The following is a 12,479-nucleotide window of genomic DNA, read 5'->3' as shown; positions in this document are numbered from 1 at the left end:
GGGGGAGCCGTCACATAAAGTGTCGGACTGTTTCAGCTTTCCCGCATGGCGTGTCGAAGCTGTTCGGTGATCGGTTCCATGATATATTCCGCGATGTTACGGCGGCGCGTCTCCACCAACGCCTCGACCGGCATGCCGGGGCGCAGGACCGAAGCGTCGATCATGGCCAGCCCTTCGGGTTCGATTTCGATTCGCGCGGTATAGAAAGTCTGCCCCGTCATCTGGTCGGTGGACAGGTCCGCGGTCACGTCGATCACGCGGCCCGGAAGCTCGGGGATCAGGCGGGTGTTCAGCGCCGTCATCCGCAGCCGGGTCATCTGGCCGGGATGGACCTGTTCGATATCCACCGGCGCGATCCGCGCCTCGACCAGCAGCCGCTCGCCCATGGGGATCACGCGGACCAGCCGCTCGCCCGGCCCGATGACGCCGCCGACGGTGTGGACGGCCATTTCGTGCAGCATGCCGTCGAAGGGGGCGCGGATCTCCAGCCGGGACAGGCGATCCTTGGCGCCGATATGTTCCTGCCGCAGCTTGGCGATCTCGCGCCGGATCTTGTCCAGCTCGGTCAGGACGGCTTCGTCGAACTGCTCGTCCACCTCGGCCATGGCCAGCGCGGCGGCGGTGACGCCGCGCGCGGTTTCGGCGATTTCCGCCGCGACCGAAGATTGGCTGCCCATCAGCGAGGCATTTTCGCGCCGCAGGGCGCTGAGCGCGGATTCCACGATCAGCCCCCGGTCGTGCAGGGTCTGGGCGGTGGAAAGGTCGCGCGAGATCAGGGTCAGGTTTTCCGCCACAGCGCCCTTTTGCGCCTCCAGCGCGGCGATCTGTTCGGCATATTGCCCCATCTGTTCGCGATACTGGCCCTTGCGGCTTTCGCGCGCATCGCGGCGGCTGACGAAGAGCGCCGATTGTCCCTCCAGCAACAGCTTCAGCCGGGGCGAGGGGGCGTTCGTGACCTCGGGCGGCCAGACGATGTCGTCCAGCCGCGCCTGTTCGCTCATCAGCCGTGCCTCTTGCGCCAGAAGCGTCTGGAGTTCCGATTCGATGATGTTCAGGCTCGCCTCGGCCACGGTGCCGTCCAGCCGGAACAAGGTCTGGCCCGCATGGACGCGCTGTCCTTCCTCGACCAGAATCTCGGCGACGGTGCCGCCTTCGGCGTGCTGCACATCCTTGGCGCGGCCCGCGACGATGACCTTGCCGATACCGATGACGGCGCCGCTGATCTGCGCCTGCGTCGCCACCGCGCCAAGGCCGCCCACGACGACCAGCGCGACCAGAAGCGCGGCCTGGATCTGCCGCCGGGTGCCGCGGCGCAGGCCCGCTTCGATATCCTCAAACCGCATGGGGCACCTCCTTGGGGCGCAGGGGCTGGACGAGGGGCTGTACGGCGGCGGCTGCGACCTCGTCCCGGTCGCCGAACGCGACCTGCTGGCCGTTCTGCACGCGCAGCAGCTTGTTCACCGTGGCCAGCACGTTGGTCCGATGCGCCACGACGACGACGATGGACCCGGCCTGACGCATGCGGATGATCGCCTCGGCCAGCGCCTTCTCTCCCTCGGCGTCCAGATTCGAGTTCGGCTCGTCCAGCGCGATCAGGAAGGGGCGGGCGAACAGCGCGCGGGCAAGGCCGATGCGCTGGCGCTGACCCGCCGAAAGCCGCGCGCCGCCCTCGCCGATGCGCGTGCCGTAGCCGCCGGGCAATGCGCCGACCATCTCGTGTATCCCGGCCAGCGTGGCGGCTTCGACCACGGCGGTCATGTCGGGATCGGCGTCGAAACGGGCGATGTTTTCGGCCACGGTGCCGTCGAACAGTTCCACATCCTGTGGCAGGTATCCGACGATGCGGCCCCGGTCATCTTCGGTCCATTGGTCCAGCGTGCCGCCGTCGAAACGCACCGCGCCGCGCAGGGCGGGCCAGACGCCGACCATCGCCCGCAGCAGGCTGGTCTTGCCCGACCCCGACGGGCCGACGATGCCCAGCGCATCCCCGGCCTTCAGCGCAAAGTCGACGCCCTGCAGCAGCGGGCGCTGTTCGCCCGGCGCGGCGGCGACCAGCGTTTCCACCCGCAGGGCGGCGCGGGGCAGGGGCATTCCGGGCAGGCCGTCATCCTTTTCCGTCTGGGCCAGCACCTTGTCCAACCGCTCGGCCCCCTGCCGCGCGGCGACCAGAACCGGCCATTGCCCGACCGCCTGTTCGATGGGCGACAGCGCCCGTGACATCAGGATGGACGAGGCAATCATCATCCCCGGCGAGATCTGCTGGCGCAGCGCCAGATAGGCGCCCAGCCCCAGCATCGCCGATTGCAGCACCATCCGCAGCGTCTTGATCGTGGTCGAAAACAGCGCGCTGCGGTCCGAAGATTTCCCCTGCGCCGATGTGAACCCACCCAAAAGTTCCGCCGCGCGGGATGCGATGCGTCCGCCCATGCCCATCGCCGCGATCACTTCGGCATTGCGTCTTGCGCCTTGGGTGATCCGGGCCTGTGCCCCGCTGGCCGAAGCAAGGTCGCGAGCGGGTTGGCGCGATGAAAACTCGTTTACCACCACCAAAACGAATATCACCGCGCCCCCCGCCAGCGACAGCGCGCCAAGCAACGGGTGAAACAGGAACAGAAGGCCGAAATAGAGCGGCGTGAACGGCACATCCAGAATCGAGGCCGGAGCGGGCGAGCCGAGGAAGCGGCGCACCGCGTCCATGTCCCGTTCCGGCGCTGCATTGGCGGCGCGCTGGCCCATCGCAAGCGGCAGGCGCAGGTTCGCGCGCAGCACCGGCCCCGACAGCCGCGCATGAACGCCAAGGCTGGCACGGGTCAGCGCCCGCGTCCGCAGAAGGTCCAGCAGCCCGTTCGTCGCATAAAGCAGCAGCATCAGCGCCGTGATGACCAGCAGCGTCGGAACCGACCCCGAGGCCATCACCCGGTCATAGACCTGAAGCATGTAGATCGGCCCGGTCAGCGCCAGGATGTTCAGCACGGCGGTCAGCGCGAACAGGCCCCAAAGGGCGTTGCGGAAGATGCCTGTGGCGTCTGCGACACGTTTTACCGGGGTCATGGCGGGCCTTCAGGGTGAAAGGATGCCCGGCCAGCGTTGGCCGGGCATGGGGTCACAGGTGCAGATCGTATCCGGGCAGGTCCGGATGCGGATCGGGCGCAATGTCGGGCGTGTCCACCGGATCGGGCAGCCCCCCGAGGTCCATCGCGGCAAACAGATCGTCGAAGATCGGCGCGCCCACATCCTCCAGCGCCATCATCGCCATGGCCGCAGGGGCGGCCGGCGCGGTCAGCGTGAAGGACCGCAGATCCATGACGTAACCGTTCGAGGCGAGCGGCCCGTTCAGCGTCAGCCGGATCGTCTGCAGACCCGCCGAGAGCGGAATGCTGATCGGCGCGCTGGCGGCGAAGGGCGTGCCGGTGGTGAAGGCGTTCCCGCTGGGGTTGCCATCGGCCAGCGAAACCGTGCCCAGCGCGGTGCCGTTTTCAAGCGACACCGCCACCGTCGCCCCGGCGACCGGAGTGCGGGCGTTCACCGACATTGTATAGTTCCCCGCGGTCGGCACGTTCACCGTGTATTCCAGCCACTCGCCCGGTTTGACATAGCTGATGTCGGTCCCGACCACCTCGACCGCGCGGCCGGGGCGGAAGGTGGTGTTGCCGCCGTCCAGTCCCGCCGTCGTGTCGGAATGGGCAACGCCGTCGCCGCCCTCGTCGAAGTTCACCGCCTGAACCGTCAGCGTGCCATTGGCAAAGGACGGCGCGGTGCCGCCATAGGGGGCCTGCGTGTCGAAGAAATCGACGATCCCGTCTCCATCCTTGTCCAGTTGCAGCGCATCGTTGATCCGGTCGCCATTCGCATCCTCGGCGGCGGTCAGGACGTGGGGTTTCACGTTCTTCACGATGAACATGTGGTCGTTATAGTCGTAGTTGCCCGCGCCCGGATAATCCTGAAGCGCGATATAGGTGCCGGGGATCACCTTGCCGTCCGCGCCCTTCGCCTCGAAGAAGCGGATCAGGTGGCCTTGGCTGGGCGACACGAGGTTGCCGAAGTTCGGGTCCAGATCGTTGGCCTTGGGGTCGGTCCAGCTGGCATAGGTGGGCCGCCCGTCCACGGTGATGTGCAGACCGAAGGGCGTGTTCGCCGTGATGCTGCCGCGCGCGACAGATCCGCTGTCGCCCGCGCCCGCCTTCAGCCCGTCCGGCAGCACCGTCTGGCCCTGCTGGTCGTCATTGGCGAACAGGTTCGTCGTATTGGCGGACCCAAGCGCGTGATAGCCCAGCCGCGCGACGTTGCCTTGGGTCAGGAAGGCGCCGATCTGGATGACCTCGACCGCCTTGGACGCATCCAGCTTGGCCAGATAGGGCATCAGCACCTCGTCGCCGATGGTTTCGACCTTGCCGCCATTGGCAAGATCGCCCTGCGCGATGTCGGTGGCATAGCCGAATGCCTCGACGATCTGGGCGGCGGTGGGTTCGGAATCGCGCTCCGAGAATTCCTGCGCCAGACCCGACAGCTGGATCACGCGCGGCGGCCCGAACGCGCCAGAGCGGATGGTCAGGCTGCCCTCGTGCAGATCGGCCCCGGCGGCGGTCCCGGCATGGGTGCCGGTGAAGCGCACGGTGATCTGCGCGCTGGCCCCCGCGGCAAGGCTGGTCGGCGGCGTGCCAACGATCTGGAACGCGCCCGTCACGTCGATCCCGGCGATGGCAAGGGCGCCGATGCCGTCATTGGTGATGGTGAAGGTCGCCTCGTTGCGGAACTGCTGGTTGCTGACCGGCTGGTCGATGCTGGTGAACACCAGCCGCGCATCCGCCGCCGCATCGTCCAGACCCGACACCGCGATGGAGTTGCCGAAGCCGACGGGGGTGACGCCCTCGATCACGAACAGGTTGTCGTTATAGTCGTAGTTGATGCCGGTGTAATCCATCGCGCCAAGGAAGACGTTGGGGATGACGTTCCCCGCCGCATCCAGCGCCTGGAACAGCTTGACCGTGTGGCCCTGCTGCGCGCCCGGCACCTCGACCCCGCCGCGGGGGTTCAGGCGCGGGTCCGAAGACAGCCCGTCCACGCGAATGCCGAACAGTTCGGTCCCTTGCCATCCATCCGGGATGTCGGCGCGGGTGAAGGTCTTGGTGGCGAAGTTCGTGTCGGTGGACCCGTTCGGCAGCAGCCGCTGGTTGTCCGTTCCCTGATGGGTCGAGAACACGGTGTGGCTGTTCTTGTTGCCGGGGTTGTGGATGCCAAGCTGAGCGCCGCCCGGCCCGTGCAAGGCCGCGATCTGCGTGATCTTGGCCGAGGTATAGCCGTCCGCGATCTTCCAATAGGGCGACAACACCTCGGTCTCGTCCGTCTGGGCGAAGACGTCCTTGGTGGACATGGTCGAATTCTCGCCCCCGCCGCGCAGGGACAGCCCCTCGATCCGGTTGCCGAAGCCGAAGATCTGCCAGACCTCGTTCAGGTTCGGCTCCATCCCGCTTTCCCATTTCGACTGCCAGAAGCCGGACAGGTTCACCTCGGCAAAGGGTTCGGCGCCGTTGGTGACGAGCTTCAGCTTGCCGTTGAAGACGGTGGACGTGGCGTCGATGTTGCTGGTGGGGGGCGTGTATTTCGTGCGGTCGAACAGCACCTCCACATCCAGCGATGCGCCGGGGGCAAGGGTCAGCCCCTGAAGCGCGCCGGGATTGGCCAGTTTGAACGGGCCGTCCAGCGTGGCCGACAGGATCGCCAAAGGCTCGGTGCCGGAGTTGGAGATGCGGACGGTGCCTTCGTCCTTCATGTCGCGGTTGGCCTGACCGGGCATCACCGCGTTTTCCAGCCACGAGAAATGCAGCCGGTCATCGAAGAAGGCGGGATCGAGGCTCTGGATCGACAGCTTGCCGCCGTCGCCCGCCTGTTGCGCGATGTCGAGGTAGTCCAGCGCATTCGCACCGGGGGCGGAGGAGATCAGCCGAAGTTGATATTCCGTTCCCGCCTTAAGCTCGGTGAAGACCGAGGTTTCGCCAGCCGTCGGGAAGCCCGTCGATCCGACCTGCACCCCGTTCAGATACCAGCCCAGCGTGCCACCGTTCGGTGCGCCCGCATTTGCCGCCGTGTCCAGCTTGTAAAGGCCGTCCTCGGCCACGGTGAAGAAGAAGTCGGACATGGTCGGGCCGACGACATCGGCGCTGCCGTCGGTCGTCTCCAGCTCGATCCGGCCCGACCCGTCGATCGCGGCGGGATCGCCCGCCGCGTTGATCGGCTCTTGCGAGACGCGCAGGTAATCCACGTTCGGTGCGACGCCGCCCGGTGCGGTGATGGTGATCGTGCTGGTCCCGGCGGGCAGCGTCACCACGGCGGGCTGCGGCCCCCAGACGGATTCGTTCGCGTTGGAATTGCCCGCGAAGGCCAGCGTGCCGACCGACGCGCCATTGACCGCCAGACCCATCGGGCGCGGGGCCTTGGACGTGGCCAGCGCATAGATCACGTCGATGCTGTAATCCCCGGGTTCGGCGACCGATACGGTCCATGTCAGGGTTTCGGTGTCGGGGCCAAGGAAGTCGATGAAGCCCGTGCCCGACTGGTTGCGCCCGCTGCCGGTGGCAGGTGCGCCGGTGCTGGCGGCGTTTTCGGCTTCGTATTTGGTGAAGGTCACACCATTCACCGTTTCCGTGCCGTCATTGGGGGCCTGCGGCTCCTCCGGCTCCTCGGTGGGGGCGTTCGGAACCAGCACTTCCAACTGGTCGATGTTCGGCCCGGTATTGGCGGTGGACCGGAGCGTGACCTTGTTGACCCCGGCGATCAGGTTCGCCGGAACCTCGATCACCGCCCATGTGCCGAAGCTGCCGGTGGATGCGAAGGCCTGCGTTCCGATGACGGTGCCGTTCACCTCGACCGACAGCGGCCGGTTGCCGGACCCGTTGGAATAGCGGAAGCGCAGCAGGGCCGAACCCGCATCCTCGGCGTCGAAGGTGAAGGTCAGGAAGTCGTTGTTGGTCGATCCGAAATCGGCATAGCCGCCGGGGATGCCGTCATTGCTGTTGGTGTTGCCATCGGTGCCATAGGCGCCGTTCCACAGCCCGTTCGTCATGCCGGGCTGGGTCGTGGGTTCGGGGTTCGACGCATCGCGGATCACGATCTGCCCGCCGGTGGTGGGGATCGTGACCGAAGTGCCATCGCCGGGGGTGCGATCCTCGGCCTGGATTGTCACCAGCGTCTGGAATTCCGGCGGTGCGCCCAGATTGAAGCTGAGGCTTTTCGACGCCGTGTTCTGCGCATCGTCGATCACCGTCAGAACGGCGGTCGTGGCCCCCGCCGGCAGCGCGGCAAGGTTGGCGGTGAAGCGTTTCTGCGCGTCCACCGTCACCGTGATCTCGGGCTGGCCGTTGAAGGCCACGCGCAGCGCGGTGATGTCGGCATCCAGACCGTCCACCTGAAACACCGCCGCCGCCGGGTTGGACAGATCCACCGCGACCAGTGCCAGATCGCCGCCCTCGTCCGCCGTGTTGTCCACGATCACGTTGCCGGGCACGGGGGTCAGCAGCACGATCTGGCTGGCCCCGGTCGAACGGTTCAGCGTCATCAGGTAAAGCTGGCCGGTGATCGGGTTTTCGATGATGTCCAGCGGATCGATATAGTTGTTGATGACCTCGCCGTTCGGGCGGCGCAGCACGTCGTCGCCGATGATCTTGCCCGCGGCGTCCAGCTGGATCATCCGCAGGTTATCCCCGCGCGAGAATTGGGCGAAGATCAGCGCCCCCTTCAGCGTGGCACCGAAGGCGTTGCCCTTGTATTCGATGGCCCCGTTCGGCGAACGGCTGTCGCCGAGGCTGTAGGTCCCGCCCAGATCGTAATTCGCATCCGGCAGCACGCCCGGCACATAGCCGTCATAGGAGACGCTGCCCTCGGTGACGGGTGCGACCTCGTTCGGGTCCAGACCGCCGGTGGGGTTGCCGCCGTTCAGGATGTACTCGCCGCGCAAAGTGTTGGGATGGCCGTAATATTTGCCCTCCTTCACGTTGAACAGGTAATCGGGCTGCAGGGGCGCGCCGGTGACCTCGGTGTCCAGCCCCGGCTGGTTCGGATCGCTGGGCGTGTTGCCCAGGGCGCCGCTGCCGTTGGTGGGCAGATAGAGGTTGCCGTTGGAATGCCACACCAGATCATAGGCGTTGCGGATGCCGGTCGCGAAGATCTTGGCCACCGCATCCGGGGCATAGGGGTTGTAGAAGCCCGGATAGGTGCCGTCGTCGTTGAACCCGTCCTCGTTCGCGCGGAAGGTCGGGTCTTCGGGGTCGCTGGGTTCGGTCTGCACGCTGAATCCGCCATCGGGGGCGTCGCGCGTGTGGTCGATCTCCAGCACGGTGGCGTTCAGCAGGCGTTCGGGGCGGCCGCCCCATGCGGTGTCGATCCCCCCCGTCGCCGTGTTCGACCCTTGCGAGAGATAGAGCAGGTGGTTCGGCTCGCCCGGCTGGCCCGCATCGGGGTTGGCGCGGAATTCGAGGCTGTTGGTGACGTGGTCGCCCCCCGAACGCGGCAGCCCGGTCAGATAGGTTTCAATCGTGGCGGTGGAGAAGGACTGCGCCTCGCCCAGCGTGATCTTGGACACCCGGCCCGAGAATTCGGGCGTGTCGAAGGCCTTGGCCTCGCGCGGGATGGGGGCGTTGTCGGTGATCCAGATGGTGCTGGGGTCTTCGGGATCGAAGGTGAAGCCGACGATGCCCCGGCGCTCGCCCTCGGGGGCGGCGAAATGGTCGAGGATCAGGGATTCCTTGCTGGATTTGTCGATGCTGCCATCCGCGTTGACGATCCAGCGGTGGATTTCCCCGGTGATGGTCGCGACATACAGCTTGCCGTCGGGGCCGAATTCGACCGTGGTGAAGCCGCCCGCGCCATCGGCGAAACCGTTCAGCTGGGTGCTGGTGTTGAAGGCGACTTCCTTCGGTTGCAGCTCCGGCATTTCGCCGGTCACGAAGCTAGTGGTCAGGTCCTGCATCTGGCGCAGCGGTGCGGATTCGTCGGCAAGGTTGCCGAGGTCCAGCACGTTCTCGATCTTCAGCGTGTAGGAGGTGAAGGGCTTCAGCGGGTCGATGGGCCGCACGTTCAGCGTGTCCGCCCCGCCCGAGATCTGGATCGCCACCGGAACCTCGATCCCGGTCAGCGTCTCGACCAGCTTCACGCCGTCGGTATAGGCGATGTTCGGGCCGCGATAGCCCTCGCCCTGAAGCGCGACGCCCACGGCGAAGACGGAGGTGGGATCGACGCCGGTGGGCAGTTCGCCGTTCGGGCCAAGCGCGATGGACACCTCGCCGCCCTCCAGCGAATCCGCGATGGGGGCGATGAAATAGGAATAGTCGGCATCGGCGGGACGGTCGTCGGTCGGGGTCAGATCCTCGATCCGTTCAACCTCCAGCCACTGGATCTCGGTGTTGATGCCGCCGATGGAATCCAGCGTCAGGCGGCCATCCGTCACCGTCACGGCCTTGGTGATGATGTTGGACTGGTATGTGCCGCCATTCGACGTGCCCGGGGTCCAGTTGGGCATCGCCGCCTGCCCCTCGATGTTCAGGGCATAGGTGCTTTCGAACGCGCCGCCCGTGTCACCGATCGAAACCTTGACCAGATAGGTGCCATTCTCCAGCGCCATTTCCCAGGCGCGGGCGCTGCCCGCCCCGTCGGCGGTGTTCTCGAACCGCGCGAAGGTCTTTTGCAGGTCCGACGCGCCGGGGGTGTTGCGAACGGAATGCGCGCCCGAGGGCTGCGCCGACGCGATGGTGCCGTTGGCCGTCCCGTCCGCAACCGAAGCTTCGGTCACCCAGCCATAGCTCTGGCCGTTCCCGCGCGCGCCGAAGGCTGCACCTGTATCGGCCAGATAGCCTGCGGGCGTCTGGAACCCTGCGGGCTGGAAATTGATCTTGGCGACCGGCTCGAAATAGATCTGCTCGCGCGGGTCCACCGGGCCGGTGTCTTCCTGCGTGATCGTCACGTTGTCGAGGTTCGGCGCGTTCGTGATCGTATTCGCCAGAGAGATCGCGTTGGTCCCGGCCCCGAGGGTCAGCTTGACCGTCACCTCGGCCCAGTTGGACCAACCGCCGGTGGGCGGGAAGGACACCGTCTGCACCACGCCGCCGACGCTGATCGCCATGGGCCGGTCCGCGCCGCCGCCATTGGCATAGCGGATGGTCATCTCGTAGCTGCCCGCATCGGGCACGGTCACGTTGAAGGACGCGCGGTCGCCGATATCGTTGCCAAGGTCCAGATAGCCGGACCCCTCGTATCCCGGACGCAGCCCCTCGGCCGTGAATTCGCGGCCGGGGCCGGAGTTTCCGGCATTCGCCCCCGGCTCGCGGATGGTGGCGTCGCGGCGGGTGGAATCGCCGTCGGTGTCGGTGATGGTGAAGGTTTCGGCCTCCAGCGTAACCTCGAACCCGCCGGGTGCGCCGCCCTCGATCAGGATCGAGGTGCTGGAGCTGGCGGTGTTTCCGACCTCGTCCGTGACGGTCAGGGTGACGCCGTGGCTGCCGGGGGGAAGCGTCGATCCGTCAAAGGTGAAGCTGCCATTCGCGTTCGGCTGCACCACGGTTTTCGGGCCACCGTCGATGCTGATCTCGACCTTGACGATGTCGGGATCGATGCCTGCCAGCGTGAACGGGATCGCGGCGGCCTCCTCGGCCGACAGGGACGCGTTCGGGCCGGTCAGCGCAAGGTTGCCATCCTCGTCGGCCGAGGTGTCGGGAACCAGCGGACCTGTGCCGGCCTCGGTGATCTCGATCCGGTCGAAGTTCGGGCCGTTGTTGCGCCCGGCGGGGATCGAGAAGCTGATCGTGTTGACCCCGGCCTGAAGCGTGATCGCCTTGGTCAGAAAGCCCCAGTTCATGAAGCCCGCGGTCGCGTCGTTCGCGTTGGTGCCGGTGGGTGGGAAGCCCGTCAGCTCTGCCGCGCCGCCGTTGATCACGAGGTTCAGCGCACGGTTCTGCTGCCCCGCCGCCGTCTGCGAGGCGTAGCGGATGTTCAGATCGTAGGTGCCGGCCTCGGCCACCGTGATCGTATAGGTGACGGTGTCGCCCGGATCGTCGCCCCAGTCGAGATAGCCGGTGCCGCTGAAGCCGGGGCGCAGGGTGCCGTCGGGTTCGGGCGCGGCGGCGGTCACGTTGCGCGTGGTGGTGCTGTTGGTGTTGACCGGGCCGGGGGTCAGCGTGCCGGATTCGGCCTGCACCACGACGGGGGTGAATTCGGGCGCTGCACCCGCCACGGTCACGTCGAAGCCGACCGGGGCCGAAGACAGCGTGCCGTCCGAGGCCAGCACCTCCAGCGCGTAAGTGCCGGGCGCGACGGTCCCCGCGACGGAAAGCGTGCCGTTCGACAGGGTGATCCCGGCAGGAGCCTCGCCGCCGCCCGCAAGGCGCAGGGTGTATGTGACGGCGGTGCCTTCGGGATCGGTGGCGCCAAGGGCCGCGGCGATGTCCACGCTGGCGGTTTCGCCCTGATCCAGCGCGATGTCGGCAACGGCGGCATCGGCCTTCAGGACCGGCGCTTCGTTCACGTTCTGCACGGTCACGACAAGGTCCGAGGTGACGGGCGTGCCGTTCGGCGGGGTGGTGGTGATTGCGACGGTGACGCTGGCCGCCGCCTCGTGATCCAGCGAGACGCCGGGGGCGAGGCGCAGCTCGTTCCCCTCGATCACGAAGCGCGGATCGGCGGTGGTGAAGGTGCTGCCCGCCGTGGCAGGGGTCAGCGTGCCAACGACGGCTCCGGCGGCATTTTCGGTGACGTCGCCGCCCGACAGGCTGACCGGGACGGTGAAGCTTGGCGTCGCGCCCGGCGCGGTGATCGCCAGCGCGTCGATGTTCGGCCCGTTCAGGCTGGCGCTGCCGATGGCCAGCGCGATGCTGTTCGCCCCGGCCTGAAGCTGCACCTCGACCGTCTGGACGGCCCATTGGTTGAAGCGTTGGGCAGAGGCGGTGCCGGCCGGCCAGCTTTTGGCGAAGGGCAGCGATCCGGCGGCGATGCCGTTGGTCGAAAGCAGAAGCGGGCGGTTCGCATCGCCGCCATTGGCGTAACGGAAGTGGAGAGTGTAGGTTCCGGCCTGGGGCACGGTGAAGTCGAACGTCACCTTGTCACCCGCCGATCCGGCAGCAGCCCCCATATCGACATAGCCGGTTCCGGTATGGCCCGGACGCAGGCCGTTCACCGCACCGGCGGTTCCAGCGGGTTCCGGGTTTGCGGCATCGCGCACCTGCGTGTCGTTCGCCGTCAGCGCTGGAGGCGGCGAGACCCCGTCGCGGCTGATGTCGAGCAAGGTCGCGCTTTCAGCCTGAACCAGTCGTTGCCAGCCCTGCGGGATCGCTGCCGCCGCCACCGGATTGTTGTCTGCCATAGTCACCCCTCGCACACTCGTAACGACGCCGACCCATGGCCGGACGCTCTTGTCTTGCTTAACAAGTCTTGGTTCCCGTCAGGATGCGCCGCGACACGGGGTGTGGCGGCGTTCAATTCGGGTCATGTCTGGATTT

3 protein-coding genes are annotated in these 12,479 nt (G+C 67.0%); all 3 read right to left on the bottom strand.

Annotated elements, in window-relative coordinates; genetic code table 11:
• Positions 1-32 precede the first annotated feature (32 nt).
• Genes E2K76_RS14030 through E2K76_RS14020 form a run of 3 tightly spaced genes read right to left on the bottom strand, consistent with a single transcriptional unit; the run spans position 33 to position 12,343 of the window.
• Positions 33-1,343, bottom strand: a complete 1,311-nt coding sequence (locus E2K76_RS14030; protein ID WP_136684981.1) for an HlyD family type I secretion periplasmic adaptor subunit — start codon at positions 1,341-1,343, stop codon at positions 33-35.
• Entirely contained in the window at positions 1,333-3,051 is a 1,719-nt protein-coding gene (locus E2K76_RS14025) for a type I secretion system permease/ATPase (protein ID WP_136684980.1), read from the bottom strand. Before E2K76_RS14025 ends, E2K76_RS14030 begins: the two co-directional genes overlap by 11 nt.
• Positions 3,052-3,103: 52 nt before the next feature.
• Entirely contained in the window at positions 3,104-12,343 is a 9,240-nt protein-coding gene (locus E2K76_RS14020) for a carbohydrate-binding protein (protein WP_136684979.1), read from the bottom strand.
• Positions 12,344-12,479: the final 136 nt, after the last annotated feature.

It is taken from the genome of Falsirhodobacter xinxiangensis (assembly GCF_004959935.1).
GTDB classification, from domain to species: Bacteria; Pseudomonadota; Alphaproteobacteria; order Rhodobacterales; family Rhodobacteraceae; genus Falsirhodobacter; species Falsirhodobacter xinxiangensis.
Note: the sequence above shows the minus strand (reverse complement) of the source record. Positions and strands in the feature narration are given on the sequence as shown.